Genomic DNA, 17,647 nt, shown 5'->3' with positions numbered 1-17,647 from the left:
AACGCCCGTGCCCAACCGAAGACCAGCTTCGCCGCCACTTCACCCATCCGAAGCTGGACCAGTTACCCGGCCAAGGTTGCGTGACGGGCCACTAGGTCGAACAGGAAGCCGATCGCGGCGCACACGATCGCCGCGCTGACGGCCTGCCGTACGATGACGACCAGAAGCTCGAGCAGGTTCCTCCACTGGCCTCGCGGATCACGGCGTTCAACTGCTGCTCATAGATCTTCTCATCGGTCACAGCGGCGGATTCTGCCGTAGCCGGAGAAGGCGACACCAGATGGTGCCGCTAACTGATTCATAACTGCGAGCCACGCTCCCGAGCACGGTCCTCAGTCCCCGGGCCGATCCCGCCAGATGCGGGCCGTCCTTCCGCATTCCCATCCCGCAGTCACCAGAGGGCCGAAGGGCGACGCCAGCGCTCCCAGCCGCGGGTCTCGACCAGCCCTTCAACCTCGTCATCGACAGCCGGCCCGCGCGAACCTGCACGTGGCCCGCCGCTACCCCTACCCCCACCTGCACCACCCCCGCGTCCTAAAGGACGGCATGAAAGGTGGACCACAGGAGCATTCTGGAGCGACGCGTTCGAGCATCCCATCCGCACCGCCGCTCAGGCGGCGCTGGGCGTGGTCGGCGCGGGAACCCATTGGCCTGCGGGAGACGTGACCAACGCCGCGGCTTCGCCGCCGAGGTCCGACGACTGTGCCAGATCAAGGTGTCCCGGAAGGACTGGAGCACTTTCCTCGACAAGCACACCCCCGTCCCCGCAGAGCACGGTCGCAAGCGCACCCTTGCCGAGAGCAAGCGTCACGCCCTTGCGCGCCTGTGGAACCATGACCAGCGCGTCCGCCCTTGGCAGGGCACGGCTTCGGCGTCGTCCAGGCGGTGAACACCTTCACCCACCATGAGCAGACCGTCCGCGGCGCGGCCAGAGCGGAGCACAACATGCACCGCATGGCCACCGGTGGCGTCGACGACCTCGACCTCGGCACCCCGCGGACTCTCGAGGCAGTCCTGCACCGACCGCTCCTGAGCAAGGCCACCTGACCCTGATTGAGGTGCGGTGCCATTCACGCTGCCGCACCTCACCCCTTCGTGAAAGGCTCTGGGGGAGCGCAGGGTTCGGAGGGCGACATGAACGACGAGACAGCCGCGTTGCTCTTCGACGTCGTCGGGCGGCTCGAAAAGAGCATCATCGCCCGCGAATACCCCGCCGTAGCCGCACTCCAAGGCGAGCGCGATCTCGAGGGAATCGGACTAGAGATGCATTTTGTACCTTACAATTAGGGCATCAGGTGGCCAAAGTATCACTGCAGTTCCACGCGGAGCCTGGCGAGATAGTCGAGCTCGCCAGGTCGTGGGCTCAAAGTATGCATCTGCAAGTCGCTGGTGAAAGGGCCGGCACGGACCGGGTGAGGCCGATAGCAGCCGAGGACCTGCGCCCGGAGTCGCCAGCGGTCGCCGAAGTCAATCGGCTCTATCTCGCTCCGGCCACCTCCGTTCTGGAGGCCTCATCATCGGAGGAGTTCTACCGCCGCAATCCTGACGTGTTGACGATTGAAATCGGAGAACGCTCAGCGGATGCGCTGCGCGAGTCCTTTCTCGGAGCGATGACCGAAAAGGATGCCGAGCTCGCTCTGTGGCGAAAAATTCGCCGTCAGGCCGCCGCCTCCATGCGCAAGGGGGCATGGGTCGTCAATCCGATCTCCCAGGCCCGGCATGAATACAAGAACCACTGCTACACCGAGGGGGCACTCCGCCTGGCGAGCCAGGGAGTGCGGATGTTGCCGTCTGCAGGTTGGAACGAATACGAGTTGGGCGTAGCCCGTCCTCAGTAATGACAGGAAAGATCACGCAGTGAGGGCATGTTCGTCCTGGTAACTGCCCTGGGTGACACGATCGTGTCGCCGTGCGAGTCAGTAGCGCCAGTAAACGCTTAGATGCCTGTTGCCGGTCGGCGCGTGGAGTTCGACACCGCTTCTGCTCCGGTCAGGCCCCAGTGCACCTCGAACCCATCACCGACCGTAGCCGGCCGTACGCGCCCGGCCCCGGGCCATCGGCGGACGTCGCCGTGGGTCCCGGCTTGCCCCCGATCCAGGACCCGGGGTGTGGCTGCCAGCGCACGCAATGAGATCATCCGGACCGTGACCGCCGCTGCGGCAGGGGTAGGTGCCGCCATCACCCTGGCCCTCGCGTTCCGCCGACAACGGCACGCCGAAATCGTGGCCGATCGCACCGATCATGACGTCACTGAACGCCACGTCACCGAGCTTTACACCAAAGCCGGTGCGCCATGAGGCGCATGACACTAGGCGATGGTGTTCGTGCTGGTCAGCGGGAGTGCTCGCCCGACACCGCCCTTAACCACCTCGATAGGAGCCTCAACGATGAGGCGGCCTTGCATAACCGGAGGTGTGGCGCACTCAAAAGAGTCGTGTAGGTCGATACTGGAGCCGCGAAACCTACAGCGTCAGGCTCCAATCCTGGATAGAGTCTTGAGGTACCTCTCGACGCTTGGGGAGTCCGCTGTTCTACGAGGAGCATCCGTAAGATCAGCGACCCGGCCTCGTAGGGGCCAGAACTGAATACACCACTCCTCAACGCCTTGCGGAGGAGAGTCTTCTTTTGGCCAGATCCAGCCCTCGCCCGGACGACGACTTGCCCTGATATTCCATTCGTCGGCATCTCTACGCAGATCCAAGGGCGCAGGCGGGGGCCCGCTACCGTATAGCCTGCTCAAGTAGACGAGACCGGAACTGGAATAAAAAGGGGCCACCTTACTCCTTTCCCAGGAACCGGTGGCATCGGGAGGGGAACCATCCCACAGTTCCAGGACAACCTGGGTCTCATGCCATCCGTCACTGCTCAGAAATACCGCCCAATTCAAGGTCGCCTCGAACCAGGAGGCTTGGCTGAGACGCGCCGAAACCTCCTCCACACCAGGCCAGCCCGGCGGGTCGTCCAAGGTACCGTCCTGATCTCTCAGCATGAATTGACTCCGCTCCACCGTGATGGTCTCGTGGAGACGATCGACAAGTTGCGACATTCACGCTCCGCACGTTTCATTGATAATGCAGGGCGCGGTCTTCGGAACGAGACCACACCCTGCATCCAATACGAATGGAAGCTTGTTCCGTTGCTCCGGATCAATGATTCTGCCGGACGCCTTCCTTGCTGTAGAGGCGGATGAAGAAGGCGTTCCCGTCCAACCTTCGACCGTATACATAATAAGACCGGGTCCGCCCCATGCGTTATTTTCTGCGGCTCAGGTACAGGGTGATTATTGTGCCGTTATAGGTGACGGCCAGATGATTCCATTGGTTCAGCGGCAGCGGGCCGCCCGCAGCGAGCGGGCACCCCTGGCGTACCTCAAGGCCAGAAATCTCCTCGCCCAAGACTTTTGACTCTTATACGGTCACCTGCATGAACTCGCAGCACCAGCACGACTCGGTGACCGCGGTGAACACGCTGACCGCCCGATGGGTGCACACCTGTTCGGGTGAGTCGGTCGTGATGACCGGGGCAGGCGCCTGGCCGCTGCTGGCCCACCTGGCATCGGCCGCCGAGGGACGGGGACGCAGGGAACTGCAGGAGGCCGTCGGGATGGACGCCGCCACCTCATCCCAGGCGGCCCGAGCCGTGCTGTCGATCATGGACAGATCCACGGCGATCCGCTCGGCGCTGGGCTTGTGGTCCAGGCCGAACCTGCCCCTGCATCGGGCCTGGCTCACCACGCTTCCCCCAGGCATGCAAGGCGAACTGACCTCGGACCCCACCGCCGACCAACTCCGACTCGACGCCTGGGCCAATGAACAAACTGGCGGGCTCGTTCCCGCCATGCCCCTTCATCTGACCGACCGAGTGCTCCTTGTCCTGGCCATGGCGCTGACCGTTCGCACCAAATGGCTTCGCCCGTTCTCCGATGACATCGACCTGTTCGAGGCCGGCCCGTGGGCCGGACGTGAGATTCATGTCCTACACCGTCGCACTGGCATCCTCGACCGTGCCAGGGTTGCTGATACCCCTGCCGGCCCGCTGACCTTGCTTCGCGTCATGGGTACAGGCGGACTCGATGTCCATCTTGTTCTCGGAGGCAACTCGATCAAACCCGGCGACGTCCTCACCGCCGCTATCGACGTACTGGCCGGACATCACCCCGCCATCCCAACCGGCCTCCTGCCTTCGGGCAGCCCCGGGCCCGGGGTAACAGTCCGTCATGTCCGCAGCCTGCCCCTGACGACGTATTGAACGTCAGGGTCCCGCGCTTCACCATCGCCTCCACGCACGACCTGCTGGACCTGCCCGAGGTCTTCGGCCTGGCAACGGTGACCGACCCGAGCCGCGGGCACTTCCCCGGCATCAGCCCCCAGCCCCTCGCCGTCACCCAGGCTCAGCAGAACGTCGTCGCCACCTTCCAAGCCACCGGCTTCGAGGCCGCCGCTATCACCGCCTTCGGCGCTGTGGCAGGCGGAATAGGCCCACCACCTCCCTACCGCGTCAAACACATCGACCTCGACTTCAGCCATCCCTTCGGATTCCTCGCTGTTGACCGCCGAAGCCACCTCATTTTGACCGCCGGCTGGGTCGCCGAACCCGAAACCCGGCCTGCGGAACCCAGCAACTAAGCACTGTGCATTCGCGCGCGAAACATGCAAGCTCGACCGTTCGTTCATGTGGGTCGTCAGCGCTGATGGCGGCGCGTAAGAACCTGCGCCGTTCCGCTGACGGACCTACTCCGCGGCATCGATTTGCGAGGCCACCCTTCTGACAATCGGCAGGATGTCCAGCCCAGTCGCCGCCCTGGACCATGGCGGACAGCGCAACGTGGTCGCGAGCGGCCACCCGCTCCTTGGCCAGGCTGCGGTACAGGGTGGAGAGGCACCCGCACGTCGTCCGGCTCACCCGTGCCCGCGCACACGGGACCTCTCCTCGGAAGGCGCCGGCGACCTGGCTGACATCCTGGACGCGCTGCCCGGCCGGACCCGCGAGCTGATCGCAGCTCTGCGTACAGCCGCCGCCACGCCCGCTCCCGAGCGGAGGGCTGAACATGTGTCCACGTCTCGGCGAGCCCTCTCGCAGATCGCGCACGTGTACGGTTCAAGATCCCTCCGAACCACGTGAACGGGGCGGCTCCACCAGGGCTGACCACGAGTTCCCGCCCGACTTGCTCCAGCTCAAAAGCGATTTCCTGGATTTTGCTTCTCCGCGGGCCAGTACTCGTCTCTGAGCAGGCGCTTGTAGAGCTTGCCTGTCGGCTGGCGGGGCAGTTCGGGGCGGAAGTCCACCGTTCGAGGGCACTTGTAGTGGGCCAGGCGTTCCCGGCAGTACGCGATCAGCTCCACCTCCAGCTCCGGCCCCGCCTCGTCCATGGACGCCAGCTCGACCACGGCCTTGACCTGCTCGCCCATCTCCTCGTCCGGCACCCCGAACACCGCCACGTCGTCCACCTTCGGATGCACCGACAGCACGTTCTCGGCCTCCTGCGGGTAGATGTTGACCCCGCCGGAGATGATCATGTACGAGCGCCGGTCGGTGAGGTACAGGAAACCCTCCTCGTCCAGGTAGCCGATGTCGCCCAGCGTGGTCCAGCCCCGGCCGCGCGGGTCCTGGGCCGCGCGGGTCTTGGCGGGGTCGCCGTGGTACTCGAAGCGGGCGCCGTTCTCGAAGTAGATGGTGCCGTGCTCGCCGGGCGGCAGGTCCTCGCCGTCGTCGTCGCAGACGTGCACGGTGCCGAGCAGCGAGCGGCCGACCGTGCCCTTGTGCGCCAGCCAGTCCTCGGGGCCGGCGTAGAGGAAGCCGTTGCCCTCGGTGCCCGCGTAGTACTCGTGGACGATGGGGCCCCACCAGTCGATCATCTGTTCCTTGACGGGGACGGGGCAGGGCGCGGCGGCGTGGATGGCGTACCGGAGTGAGGACAGGTCGTGGCGCTGCCGGGCCTGCGGCGGCAGCTTGAGCATCTTGATGAACATCGTCGGTACGAGCTGCGTGTGCGTCACCCGGTACCGCTCGACCAGCGCGAGGTAGCGCTCCGGGTCGAAGCGCTCCATCACCACCACCGTGGCCCCGAGCCGCTGGAAGGTCAGGCAGTAGCGCAGCGGCGCGGCGTGGTAGAGCGGCGCGGGCGAGAGGTAGACGCTGTCGCCCGAGGGCGCGAACAGGCCCTGGACGAGCCTGAACAGCGCGCCGGGCTCGTCGAGCGGGCCGTGGGCGGAGGACGGTTTGACGCCCTTGGGGCGACCGGTGGTGCCCGAGGAGTAGAGCATGTCGGCGCCCGCGCACTCGTCCACGATCGGGGTCACGGGCTGCTTCGCGACCGCCTCCGCGTACGGCTCGAAGCCGTCGGCCACGCCGTCGAGCATGAGCCGCAGCTCCACACCTGGCGTGGCGGCGGTGACGGAGGTGGCGAGGCCGACCAGGGCGGCGCTGGAGATGAAGACCCGGGCGCCGCAGTTGCCGACGACGTAGGCGAGTTCGTCGGCCTGCAGCCGCGAGCTGATCGGGGTGTAGTACAGGCCCGAGCGGTGCGCGGCCCAGGCGACGGCCAGGAACAGGGGGTGGTTGGCGAGCAGGAAGGCGACGTGGTCGCCCGGCCGCAGCCCCGCCTCGCGGAAGAGGTGGGCCAGCCGGTTCGACTCCTCGTCCAGTTCGCGGTAGGTGACGACCTGCCCGGAGCCCGCCATGATCACAGCGGGCTTGTCGGGGGTGACTGCTGCGATGGCTCCCGGATACATGACAGAACAGTATTCGGCTGGTCGGCCGCCACGCCAGAACCCCGGTCCTGGCAGGGGAAGGGCGAGCCGGTCACTCCGCGGGGATGACCGAGCCCTCGTACTTCTGCTTGATGAAGTCCTTGACCTTCTGGTCCTGCAGGAGCTTGCCGAGGGTCACGATGCCGGCGTCCTGCTCGTGGCCCGACTGCACGACCAGGCCGTTCACGTACGGGTTGCCCTCGGTCTTCTCCAGCACGAGCGCCTGCGTGGCGGGCTTGAGCCCGGCTTCGAGCGCGTAGTTGCCGTTGATCACGGCGGCGTCCACGTCCTCCAGAGAGCGCGGGAGCTGCGCCGCCTCAAGCGGCTTGAACTGCAGGTTCTTGGAGTTCTCGACCACGTCGCGCTCGGTGGCCGCGGTGCCGGCGCCGTCCTTGAGCTTGATCACGCCGTTGTCGGCCAGCAGCTTGAGCGCGCGGCCGAGGTTCGTGGCGTCGTTCGGCAGGGCCACGGTGGCCCCGGAGGCCAGCGCAGGCAAGCTGGTGATCTTCTTGGAGTAGAGGCCGAGCGGCTCCAGGTGCACCGGCGTGACGAAGCTCAGCTTGGTGCCCTTGCTCGCGTTGAAGTCGTCGAGGTACGGCTTGTGCTGGAAGAAGTTGGCCGTCAGCCGACCCTCGTCGAGTTGCACGTTCGGCTGCACGTAGTCGGTGAACTCCACGACCTCCAGCTTGAGCCCGGCGGTCGGGGCCAGGTTCTGCTTGACGAAGTCGAGGATCTCCCCGTGCGGCACGGGGCTGACGCCGATCTTGAGCACGGTGTCGGCCGACTCGGCGGCCGTGGTCCCGGCCGCGGTCTCGGCGGCGGTCCCGGTCGCGGACTGCGACGTGCCGCACGCGGCGAGCGACAGGGCCAGCGCGACGGCACCCGCAAGGCGGTGAATACGCATGATCTTCCTTACTTATGTGATAGGCGCCGGGCGACCCAGTCGCCCAGGCTCTGGAGCAGTTGCACGATCACGAGCAGCAGCACGACGGTGACGATCATGAGGAGGGTCTCGAACCGCTGGTAGCCGTACCGGACGGCCAGGTCGCCCAGCCCTCCCCCGCCGAGCGTGCCGGCCATCGCGGAGTAGCCGATGAGCGCGACGACGGTCACGGTCAGGCCCGCGACCAGGCCGGGCAGCGCCTCGGGCAGCAGGACCTTGCGCACGATGGTGGTCCGGCTCGCGCCCATGGCCTGGGCGGCCTGCACGACGTCGGTGCCGACCTCGCGCAGCGCGGTCTCGACCAGCCGGGCGAAGAACGGCACCGCGCCCACGGTCAGCGGCACCACGAACGCCGCGGTCCCGATGGTGGTGCCGACCACGAGCCGGGTGAACGGGATGATCGCGATCATCAGCACGATGAACGGCAGCGACCGCCCGACGTTGACCACGAACCCGAGCGCCGACTTCAGCGCCGGCGCCGGCCGCAGCCCGCCCCGGTCGAACACCACCAGCGCCACCCCCAGCGGCAGGCCGAGCAGCAGCGTGAACACCGCGGACCAGCCGACCATCTGCGCCGTCTCCAGCGTGGCCGGGCCCAGCAGCGGCAGCATCTCTTCCCAGGTCACGCGGCCTCCTCGACGATCAGCCCGGAATCACGCAGGTACGCCAGCGCGGCGGCGCGCTCGGCGCCGTCCAGCGTGACGCGCAGGCGGCCGACCGGGCCGCCGGCCAGGTCCTCGATGGAGCCGCCCAGGATGCCGACGTCCACGGCGAACTTCCGCGCCACCTCCGACACCACGGGCTGCCGGGGGTCGCCGGTGAACGTCAGCGTCACCGACCCGGCGGGCGCGGGCTCGGGCAGCGGGAAGATCTCCCTGGTCAGGCGGGATCCGGGCGTCCTGATGAGGTCGGCGATGGCGCCCGACTCCTCGACGCGGCCCCGCGCCATGATGGCGACCGAGTCGCAGACGCTCTTGACCACGTTCATCTCGTGGGTGATGAGCAGGATCGTCAGCCCCAGCTCGGTGTTGAGCCGCTTGAGCAGGGCCAGGATCGACTGCGTGGTGGCCGGGTCGAGGGCGGAGGTGGCCTCGTCGGACAGCAGCACGGCGGGCTCGCCGGCCAGCGCCCTGGCGATGCCGACACGCTGCTTCTGGCCGCCGGAGAGCTGGTGCGGGTGGTCCTTGCCGCGCCCGTCCAGGCCGACCAGCTCCAGCAGCTCGCCGACGCGGCGCTCGCGCTCGGCCCTGGGCACGCCCATGACCTCCAGCGGGAAGGCCACGTTCCCGGCCACCGTGCGCGAGGAGAGCAGGGCGAAGTGCTGGTGGATCATGCCGATGCGCTGCCTGGCGCGGTTCAGCTCGCGGCTGCCGAGCGCGGTCAGGTCCTGGCCCGCGACGGTGACGGTGCCCGCGTCGGGGCGTTCGAGCAGGTTGACGCAGCGCAGGAGCGTGCTCTTGCCGGCGCCGCTCTGACCGAGCACGCCGTAGATCTCGCCTTCGCGCACGTGCAGGTCGACGCCGTCCAGGGCGACGGTCGTGCCGTACTGCTTGCGCAGGCCAGAAGCCTGGATCACGGATAATCCCCACGACTGAGGGCGGCCACCACGGGCCGCGCGAACGTACATCACCGGAAGACAGGGCGCTCCGGTCAGCGCGTGCCAGGGTGGAACGGCAGGTGGCTCAGCCTGCGCAGCACATAGCCCGGTGTGGGTGCCTCGTTCACGCCGTTGCCAACGATCCGGCAAGATCCCCCTATTCCCGATCTTTTTGTGATCCGGGTCACCGGTCCGGCGGCACGCACGAAACCGCCCCGCCGCACCCCTGGGAAGGGCGAGTACGGCGGGGCGGTCGTCCGGGAGACTCGTCTCGGAGACGGGCAGGTCAGGCCGCCACGGAGGAGGCGACCTGGGCCGGGGTGAGCGCGATGTCGAGGACCTCGCGCACGTCGCTGACGGTGTGGATGGTCAGCTCGCCGCGCACCTCCTCGGGCACGTCGTCGAGGTCGGGCTCGTTGCGGGCCGGGATGAGGACGGTCGTGATGCCCGCCCGGTGCGCGGCCAGCAGCTTCTGCTTGACGCCGCCGATCGGCAGCACCCGCCCGGTCAGCGAGATCTCGCCGGTCATGGCCACGTCGCCGCGGACCTGCCGCCCGGACAGCAGCGAGGCCAGCGCCGTCGTGAGCGTCACCCCGGCCGACGGCCCGTCCTTCGGCACCGCGCCCGCCGGGAAGTGCACGTGCACAGAACGGTCCTTCAGCGCGGTGACCGGCAGCTCCAGCTCCGCGCCGTGCGAGCGCAGGTAGGACAGCGCGATCCGGGCCGACTCCTTCATCACGTCGCCGAGCTGGCCGGTGAGCGTGAGCCCCGTCTCGCCCGTCTCCGGGTCGGCCAGCGACGCCTCCACGTAGAGCACGTCGCCCCCGGCCCCGGTGACGGCCAGGCCGGTGGCCACGCCCGGCACCGACGTGCGCTGGGTGGCCTCGGGCAGCGACGACTCCGGCACGAACCTGGGCCGCCCGATGTAGCCGACCAGGTCGTCGTCGCCGACGGTCACGGGCAGCTCGTCCTTGGCCGCCACCTTGCGCAGGATCCTGGCGATCGAGCGCTCCAGGGAGCGGACCCCGGCCTCGCGGGTGTATTCAGCGGCCAGCCTGCGCAGCGCGGTGTCCTCGACCGTGACCTCCTCGGCCGTCAGCCCGGCCAGCTCGAGCTGCCGGGGCAGCAGGTGGTCGCGGGCGATGGCGACCTTCTCGTCCTCGGTGTAGCCGTCGAGGGTGACGATCTCCATCCGGTCGAGCAGCGGCCCGGGGATCGCCTCCAGGACGTTGGCCGTGGCCAGGAACAGCACGTCGGACAGGTCGAGCTCGACCTCGAGGTAGTGGTCGCGGAACGTGTGGTTCTGTGCCGGGTCGAGCACCTCCAGCAGGGCGGCCGTGGGGTCGCCGCGGTAGTCGGAGCCGACCTTGTCGACCTCGTCGAGCAGGACGACCGGGTTCATCGAGCCGGCCTCGCGGACGGCGCGCACGATGCGGCCGGGCAGGGCGCCGACATAGGTGCGCCGGTGGCCGCGGATCTCCGCCTCGTCGCGGACGCCGCCGAGCGCCACGCGGACGAACTTGCGGCCCATCGCGCGGGCCACCGACTCGCCCAGGGAGGTCTTGCCGACCCCGGGAGGGCCGGCCAGGGCCAGCACGGCGCCGCTGCGCCGGCCGCCCACCACGCCGAGGCCCTTGTCCTGGCGGCGCTTGCGCACGGCCAGGTGCTCGATGATGCGGTCCTTCACGTCGTCGAGACCCGTGTGGTCGGCGTCGAGCACGGCCCTGGCGCCGGTGATGTCGTAGTTGTCCTCGGTGCGCTCGTTCCACGGCAGGTCGAGGACGGTGTCGAGCCAGGTGCGGATCCAGCCGGTCTCGGGCGACTGGTCGGAGGTCCGCTCCAGCTTGTCGACCTCCTTGAGCGCGGCCTCGCGCACCTTCTCCGGCAGGTCGGCGGCCTCTACGCGGGCGCGGTAGTCTTCCTCCTCGCTCTCGGCGGAGTCGCCGTTCAGCTCCTTCAGCTCCTTGCGGACGGCGGCGAGCTGCTGGCGGAGCAGGAACTCGCGCTGCTGCTTCTCCATGCCCTCCTGGACGTCCTTGCGGATCGTCTCGGCGACGTCGAGCTCGGCGAGGTGCTCGCGGGACCACTCGATCAGCCTGGCCAGCCGGTCGGCCGGGTCGGCCGCCTCCAGCAGCTCGACCTTCTGGGCCGTGGTCAGCCACGGGGTGTAGCCGGAGCTGTCGGCCAGCAGTGAGGGGTCGTCGATCTGGTTGACCTGGTCGACCACCTGCCAGGCGCCGCGCTTCTGCAGGATGGTGGTGGCCAGGGCCTTGTACTCCTTGGCCAGCTCGTGGGCGCGCTCGCCCACGGCGGCGGTGTCGATGGTGTCGGCCTCGACCCACAGTGCGGCGCCGGGGCCGGTCGTGCCGGTGCCCACGCGGACGCGGTTGACGCCGCGCACGACGGCGGCGGGCTCGCCACCCGGCAGCCGCCCGACCTGCTCGATGACGGCCTGCACGCCGATCGCGCCGTAGCGGCCGTCGACGCGGGGAACGAGCAGGACCCGTGGCTTGTTGCCACCGGATGCACGGGCCGCCTCGATGGCAGCGCGCACCTCGGAGTCGGACAGGTCCAGCGGAACCACCATGCCCGGCAGGACGACCTCGTCGTCGAGCGGCAGGACCGGGAGGATCAAGCTCTCACTCATGCGAACTCCAAAGGGTTGAGTTATACCGACTCAATTCATTGGAGCCGCCCGTTGTTCCCTTCATTGCCGATGTTCGCTCACGGCGATCGTAATCGTGTAAGTGCTACCTGAGGGTGAGGGCCGGGATCAGACCCCGGTGTGACGACGGGCGCCGGGCGCCGACGTAAGCTCGGCCAGGTGATCCTCGTCCGATGGGCCCGTGGGCTCGGCCGCTCGGTCGCCCGGCCCCACCCGGCCGGGGGCGGAGGCCGTGACGCCGGGCGTGAGGCCCCGGCGTCACGCCGCTGGGAGCGGGTGCGGGAGGCCGCCCTGGTGGGGCTGCGGCCGGTCGAGCTGGCGTTGTTCCGGGGCGAGGCCGATCCCCACCGGCCCGTGCCCCGCCTGAGGCACCGGGTGCCGCGCGGCATTCGCCGCCTGCTGCCGTTCCAGACCTACGACCTGGTGCAGCTCGCCGATCTCGCCCTGGCGGTCTTCCTCTACGGGCTCACCCTGTCGATGGTGCTCGACTGGAACCTCGACGCCGCCCGCGCGCTCGCGCTCGGCGGCACCCGGCCGGGCCCGATCGCCGAGTCCGTGGTCTACCTGACCGCGATCGGCGCCTGCCTGCCCCTGGCCCTGCGGCACCGCTGGCCGCTGGCCGCCTGGCGGGTCGCGTTCGTGGCGCTGCCCCTCGTCGTCTGGGTCAACGTCAGGCTGGTCCAGGGCGATCCGCCCTATCTCCTGCCGGCGATCGTCACCTACCTGATGGTCCTCTACTCGGTCGCCGTACGCTGCGAACGGCGCGTGACGGTGGCCGTCTGGGTGCTCACCGTGCTCGCCGCCTGGATCATCCACCCCAACTCGATGCCGCTCATCGCCGTCATCGTGTCGGTCGCGGCGCTGTTCGGCTACAACGTACGCGTCCGGCGCAGCGCCACCGAGAAACTGGTGGCGGAGGAGCGGCGCACGCGGGAGGCCGAGAACGCGCAGGCGGTGCTGGCCGAGCGCGCCCGCATCGCGCGCGAGCTGCACGACGTGGTCGCGCACCACATGTCGGTGATCGCGATCCAGGCGGAGGCGGTGCCGCTCAAGGCGGCGGGCGACGTGGCCCAGCTCGAAGCGGGGCTGGCCGAGATCCGGGGCCTGTCGCTGGAGGCGATCGCCGAGCTGCGCCAGGTGCTGGGCGTGCTGCGCGATCCGGCGGGCCGCACCGACACCGCGCCGCAGCCGGGGCTCGACCGGATCGACGAGCTGGTCGCCAACGCGCGGGCCGCCGGGCTGGCCGTGCGTGTCGAGCAGGGCGGCGCACCGGGCGGGCTGCCGTCGGCGGTGGAGCTGTCGGCCTACCGGATCGTCCAGGAGTCGCTGTCCAACGTGATGCGGCACGCGCCCGGCGCCACCGTCGCGGTCGACGTCACCCGCACCGACGTCGAGCTGCGCCTGCGCATCGCCAACGGACCGGGCACCGAGCCGGCGGCCCCGCGCGGGAGGGCCGCGCAGGCGGCGGCGCGCGAGGGCGGGCAGGGGCTGGTGGGGATGCGGGAGCGGGCGGCGCTGCTCCGCGGCACGCTCGACGCCGGGCCCGTTCCCGGCGGAGGCTTCGAGGTACGCGTGAGCCTGCCGATCGCGGAGAGGGAGGGCGGTTGATCCGGGTTCTGATCGCCGACGACCAGGGCATGGTGCGCACCGGGTTCACGGTGTTCCTGAGCGGGCAGCCCGACATCGAGGTGGTGGGCGAGGCGGCCGACGGGCGCGAGGCCGTCGAGCGGGCCGCCGAGCTGCGCCCCGACGTGGTGCTGATGGACGTGCGCATGCCCGTCATGAACGGCCTCGAGGCGACCAGGGAGCTGCTCGCCCGCCAGGAGAGCGCGAAGGTGCTCATCCTGACGACGTTCGACCTCGACGACTACGTCTACGAGGCGTTGCGGGCGGGCGCGAGCGGGTTCCTGCTCAAGGACGCCTCGGCCGCGCAGCTCGCCGAGGCCGTACGCGTGGTCGCGGCCGGGGAGGCGCTCATCGCCCCGGCGATCACCAAGCGGCTGATCACCGAGTTCGCCCGGCTGGGCACGTCCCGGCCGGTGGCGGGCCGACGGCTCGACGAGCTGACCGACCGGGAGAGCGAGGTGCTCATGCTGGTCGCGCAGGCGCTGTCCAACCAGGAGATCGCCGAGAAGCTGTTCGTGGCCGAGCAGACGGTCAAGACGCACGTGGGGAGGGTGCTGATGAAGCTCGGGCTGCGCGACCGTGCCCAGGCCATCGTGTACGCCTACGAGAGCGGCCTGGTCCGCCCCGGCGAATAGGCCGGGCGAAGCGCCAGGCGAAGGGCCAGGCGAAGGACCATGCAGACTGCCGGGCAAGAGGCCGGGGAATGGCCGGGGGAATCGACCGGGGAATGGGCCGGGGTCGTTCCCCGGCCCGCGCCCGCGCCGTACAGTCGGCGGATGGACCCGGTTGAGCTCTTCCACGAGGTGGCTGCCACCGTCCCCGCCTACCGCAGGTTCCTCGACGAGCACCAGGTGGACCCCGCGAAGGTCGTGACGCCGGAGGACTTCGCCCGGCTGCCCATGACCACCAAGGACAATTACACCCTCCGCCACCCCCTCCCCGACCTGTGCAGGAACGGAGTGATCGGCGACATGATCGCCGTCTCCTCCGGGTCCACGGGGACGCCGTCGTTCTGGCCGCGCTCGGTCGCGGACGAGCGGGTGATCGCCGACCGCTTCGAGGAGGTCTTCGGCGACTCCTTCGGCGCCCGCGAGCGGCGGACGCTGGCCGTGGTCTGCTTCGCCCTCGGCACCTGGGTGGGCGGCCTGTTCACCGTCGGCTGCTGCCGCCACCTGGCCGAACGCGGCTACCCGATCACCGTGGTCGCCCCCGGCACCGACCGGCGGGAGATCCGACGGGTGATCCCCGAGCTGGCCCCGCACTTCGACCAGGTCGTGCTGCTGGGCTACCCGCCGTTCCTGAAGAACGTCATCGACACCGAGGACCTCCCCTGGGCCGACTGGAACGTCAAGCTGGTCACGGCGGGCGAGGTGTTCAGCGAGGAGTGGCGGGCGCTGGTCGCCGAACGGGCCGGGATCGCCGACCCCGTACGCGGCATCGCCTCCCTGTACGGCACCGCCGACGCGGGCGTCCTGGCCAACGAGACGGCGCTGTCGGTGGGCATCCGCCGCTTCCTGGCCGCCCGGCCGGGCACGGCCAGGGAGCTGTTTGGCGAGTCGCGCCTGCCGACCCTCGTCCAGTACGACCCGCGGGTCCGCTTCTTCGAGGAGCACCAGGGCACGCTGCTGTTCTCGGGCGACAACGGCGTGCCGCTGATCCGCTACCACATCGCGGACGAGGGCGGTGTGCTCCCGTACCGGGACCTGCTGGGGTTCGTCAGGGACCGCGGTCACCGGCCCGAGGCGGACGGCCCCGAGCGCCCTTTCGTGTACGTCTTCGGCCGCAGCCACTTCACCGTGTCCTACTACGGCGCGAACGTCTACCCCGAGAACATCGCGGTCGGCCTGGAGCAGCCGGAGGTGAGCGGGTCGGTGACCGGCAAGTTCGTGCTGGAGGTGGCCGAGGACGAGCGGCACGACCGGCACCTGGTGGTGACGGTGGAGCTGATGCCCGGCGAGAAGCCCTCGGAGGAGGTCGCCCAGGCGGCGGGCGAGTCGATCCTCGGCCAGTTGCTCCGCCTGAACAGCGAGTTCGCCGCGTACGTGCCGCCGGGGCAGCGGATGCCGTTCGTCCGGCTGCGCGAGGCGGGCGACCCGGAGTATTTCCCGCCGGGCGCCAAGCACCGCTACACGCGCGCTACGACTGCGGCGCGTCCGCCAGGGCCGCCGCGATCCGGTCCTCGGCCCACGGCACCATGAGGAAGCCGCGCTTGACCGTCAGGACCTGGACGCCGGCCGTCCACGAGCGGATCCCGGGCACGGCGGCCAGGGTGCGCGAGGTGAAGTGGTGCAGGTCGGCGGTGGTCGGCACGATCACCTCGCAGAACAGCGACGCCTGCCCCAGCATGGAGGCGATCATCCGCACGCCGCGCTCGTGCGACAGTTGCTCGGCCACGCTGTCCTGCATGCTGGGCTCGACCGACAGCCAGAACAGGATCTCGGCCTCGTAGCCGAGCGCGGCGGCCGGGATGAACGTGGTGACCGAGGCGCAGCCGCGCTCCAGCATGGCCTCCAGCCGCCGCCGGGCCGTGCTCTCGCTGATGCCGAGGCGGCGGCCGACGGACTGGAAGCTGGCCCGGCCGTCCTCGCGCATCGCGGCCAGCACCTCGCGGTCGACGTCGTCGAGGTGGCCGCGCTCGCAGACGTGGACGGGCCGCCGCCCGGCGAACGCCGCCGCGTGCTCCCCCAGGACGGGCACGCTCCAGTCGTAGCTCACCTTGTACGTGTGCAGCACCAGGTCGGCGTTGCTCTGCTGGGCCCCTGGGACGGAGTGCACGAAGTCGACCAGCATCGAGTAGAGGTCGCCGTTCTTGGGGACGACCAGCTCGAACACCACGTCGTAGCCGCCGGTGAGGATGGCGACGTAGCGGGTGCCAGGGTGCCGGGCGAGCACCCCGGCCACCCGGAGCTGGCTGCCCGGCGCGCAGGTCAGCCGGACGACGAACAGGTCGACGGGCCCTTCGTGCTCGGGGTGCGGCAGCACCGCCACCCTGGCCAGCCCCGCGCCGAACAGGTGCTGGGCCCGCCGCGCCACCGTGGTGGTGGAGATGCCGAGGAGCTGGGCCAGGTCGGTCCAGCTCGCCCGGCCGTTCACGTGCAGCGCGGCGAGGATCTTGCGGTCGAGGTCATCGAGATCTTCCATCGGGGGCATCATCGCGCGTTCAGCCCCGTGCTCGCACCTCGCCGAGCGCGCCGCCGAGCACACCGTCGAGGAACGTGCGGACGGTGGCCTCCCACAGGTCGGCCTCCTCGACCTGCGGCGAGTGCCCCGACTTCTCGAAGATCCGCAGCTCGGCGCGGGGGATGAGGCGCGCGATGGTCTCGCTGCACTCGGGCGGCGTGATCCAGTCGTGCCGTCCGACGGTCACCAGGGCCGGCGCGGTGATGCCGGGCAGGAGGTGCTTGATGTCGTAGGCGGGCTGGTTGACGGCGAAGGCGTAGTTGTGCGTCTCGTAGTGGTACGGGGTGGCGGCCACCCGCTGCTCGACCTTGGCCCGGTCCCTGACGGGGTCGAAGTCGTGGTCGTAGAGCGGCAGGATCTCGCGCCAGCAGTCGCGCAGGTCGTCGTCGTCGCGGACGGTGCCGGACATGATCCGGTCGAGCTTGTCCCGGTCGATCGCCACCCGGGATGAGGCGGCGGCGTTGCGCGTGGCCAGCTCCTGGTTGGCGTTGTCGGCCGAGGTGTCGCGCAGCACGACGGCGCTGACCCGGTCGGGGTGGCGGGCGGCGTACTCCATGGCGATGAAGCCGCCGTACGAGCCGCCGGCGATGACCACCCGCTCGACGCCGATCCAGCGGCGCAGGGCCTCGACGTCGGCCACCCACTGCTCGTGCGAGAACGGGCCGGTCAGCCCGCTGCTCCCCGAGCCCCTGGCGTCGAAGACGACCACCCGGTAGGCGTCGGCGAGCCGGCCGAAGGAGGCCCTGGGCTCGGCGAGCGACCCGAGTCCAGGCGCGCCGTGGTGGGCGATGATCACGTTCTCGCCCTCGCCGAGGACCTCGACGTTGAGCCGGTTGCCGTTGATGTCGACGTACAAGCGCTTGTCTCCTTCGGGAAGTGCAGGGGGT

Annotated in this window: 17 protein-coding genes; 10 read left to right on the top strand and 7 right to left on the bottom strand. The window is 69.6% G+C overall.

The window, feature by feature from the left end; translation table 11 throughout:
- The first annotated feature begins 553 nt into the window (after positions 1–553).
- From ACZ6S0_RS09900 to ACZ6S0_RS09870, 7 genes are all read left to right on the top strand, one after another.
- On the top strand, positions 554–889 hold the full coding sequence (locus tag ACZ6S0_RS09900; RefSeq protein ID WP_465915201.1) for a DUF932 domain-containing protein: 336 nt from the start codon (positions 554–556) through the stop codon (positions 887–889).
- Entirely contained in the window at positions 853–1,047 is a 195-nt protein-coding gene (locus ACZ6S0_RS09895) for a hypothetical protein (protein WP_465915253.1), read from the top strand. Before ACZ6S0_RS09900 ends, ACZ6S0_RS09895 begins: the two co-directional genes overlap by 37 nt.
- A gap of 87 nt (positions 1,048–1,134) precedes the next feature.
- The gene (locus ACZ6S0_RS09890; RefSeq protein ID WP_465915199.1) at positions 1,135–1,287 is read left to right on the top strand and encodes a hypothetical protein; all 153 of its coding nucleotides are present in this window, start codon (positions 1,135–1,137) and stop codon (positions 1,285–1,287) included.
- 83 nt (positions 1,288–1,370) lie between these two features.
- On the top strand, positions 1,371–1,838 hold the full coding sequence (locus tag ACZ6S0_RS09885) for a hypothetical protein (RefSeq protein ID WP_465915197.1): 468 nt from the start codon (positions 1,371–1,373) through the stop codon (positions 1,836–1,838).
- A gap of 270 nt (positions 1,839–2,108) precedes the next feature.
- Complete coding sequence (locus tag ACZ6S0_RS09880) at positions 2,109–2,297, top strand: hypothetical protein (RefSeq protein ID WP_465915196.1); 189 nt, start codon at positions 2,109–2,111, stop codon at positions 2,295–2,297.
- A gap of 1,126 nt (positions 2,298–3,423) precedes the next feature.
- On the top strand, positions 3,424–4,248 hold the full coding sequence (locus tag ACZ6S0_RS09875; protein ID WP_465915194.1) for a hypothetical protein: 825 nt from the start codon (positions 3,424–3,426) through the stop codon (positions 4,246–4,248).
- A complete protein-coding gene (locus ACZ6S0_RS09870; protein WP_465915192.1) occupies positions 4,245–4,625 on the top strand; it encodes a serpin family protein in 381 nt (126 codons plus the stop codon). The genes ACZ6S0_RS09875 and ACZ6S0_RS09870 overlap by 4 nt, the downstream gene beginning before the upstream one ends.
- Positions 4,626–5,174: 549 nt before the next feature.
- On the opposite strand, the gene ACZ6S0_RS09865 is transcribed toward ACZ6S0_RS09870, so the two are convergent.
- The 5 genes from ACZ6S0_RS09865 to lon all read right to left on the bottom strand — a co-directional run bounded on the left by ACZ6S0_RS09865 (position 5,175) and on the right by lon (position 11,936).
- Entirely contained in the window at positions 5,175–6,731 is a 1,557-nt protein-coding gene (locus ACZ6S0_RS09865; RefSeq protein WP_465915190.1) for an AMP-binding protein, read from the bottom strand.
- A 70-nt stretch (positions 6,732–6,801) separates the two neighbouring features.
- Positions 6,802–7,653, bottom strand: coding sequence for a MetQ/NlpA family ABC transporter substrate-binding protein (locus ACZ6S0_RS09860; RefSeq protein ID WP_465915187.1), 852 nt, complete (start codon positions 7,651–7,653; stop codon positions 6,802–6,804).
- Positions 7,654–7,661: 8 nt separating this feature from the next.
- A complete protein-coding gene (locus ACZ6S0_RS09855; RefSeq protein WP_465915185.1) occupies positions 7,662–8,318 on the bottom strand; it encodes a methionine ABC transporter permease in 657 nt (218 codons plus the stop codon).
- The gene (locus tag ACZ6S0_RS09850) at positions 8,315–9,268 is read right to left on the bottom strand and encodes a methionine ABC transporter ATP-binding protein (RefSeq protein ID WP_465915184.1); all 954 of its coding nucleotides are present in this window, start codon (positions 9,266–9,268) and stop codon (positions 8,315–8,317) included. The genes ACZ6S0_RS09855 and ACZ6S0_RS09850 overlap by 4 nt, the downstream gene beginning before the upstream one ends.
- A gap of 307 nt (positions 9,269–9,575) precedes the next feature.
- Positions 9,576–11,936 (bottom strand): endopeptidase La, encoded by a 2,361-nt coding sequence (lon, locus tag ACZ6S0_RS09845; RefSeq protein ID WP_465915183.1) that lies wholly within the window; start codon positions 11,934–11,936, stop codon positions 9,576–9,578.
- 177 nt (positions 11,937–12,113) lie between these two features.
- Between lon and ACZ6S0_RS09840 the strand changes: the two genes are divergently transcribed.
- From ACZ6S0_RS09840 to ACZ6S0_RS09830, 3 genes are all read left to right on the top strand, one after another.
- Entirely contained in the window at positions 12,114–13,562 is a 1,449-nt protein-coding gene (locus tag ACZ6S0_RS09840; protein ID WP_465915181.1) for a sensor histidine kinase, read from the top strand.
- Positions 13,559–14,215 carry a response regulator transcription factor gene (locus ACZ6S0_RS09835; RefSeq protein ID WP_344877793.1) on the top strand — a complete coding sequence of 219 codons (657 nt, stop codon included), beginning with the start codon at positions 13,559–13,561 and terminating at the stop codon, positions 14,213–14,215. Before ACZ6S0_RS09840 ends, ACZ6S0_RS09835 begins: the two co-directional genes overlap by 4 nt.
- Before the next feature lie 141 nt (positions 14,216–14,356).
- Positions 14,357–15,778, top strand: coding sequence for a phenylacetate--CoA ligase family protein (locus ACZ6S0_RS09830; RefSeq protein WP_465915178.1), 1,422 nt, complete (start codon positions 14,357–14,359; stop codon positions 15,776–15,778).
- On the opposite strand, the gene ACZ6S0_RS09825 is transcribed toward ACZ6S0_RS09830, so the two are convergent.
- Together ACZ6S0_RS09825 and ACZ6S0_RS09820 are read right to left on the bottom strand one after the other, a co-directional pair.
- Entirely contained in the window at positions 15,717–16,721 is a 1,005-nt protein-coding gene (locus ACZ6S0_RS09825; protein WP_465915176.1) for an Lrp/AsnC family transcriptional regulator, read from the bottom strand. The two genes, ACZ6S0_RS09830 and ACZ6S0_RS09825, sit on opposite strands and share 62 nt — an antisense overlap.
- Before the next feature lie 19 nt (positions 16,722–16,740).
- Positions 16,741–17,616, bottom strand: coding sequence for an alpha/beta fold hydrolase (locus ACZ6S0_RS09820; protein ID WP_465915174.1), 876 nt, complete (start codon positions 17,614–17,616; stop codon positions 16,741–16,743).
- Positions 17,617–17,647 lie beyond the last annotated feature (31 nt).

The sequence above is a fragment of the Nonomuraea sp. NPDC051298 genome (genome assembly GCF_055586305.1).
The sequence above is the reverse complement of the archived record's forward strand: the minus strand, read 5'-3'. Positions and strand labels throughout refer to the sequence as shown.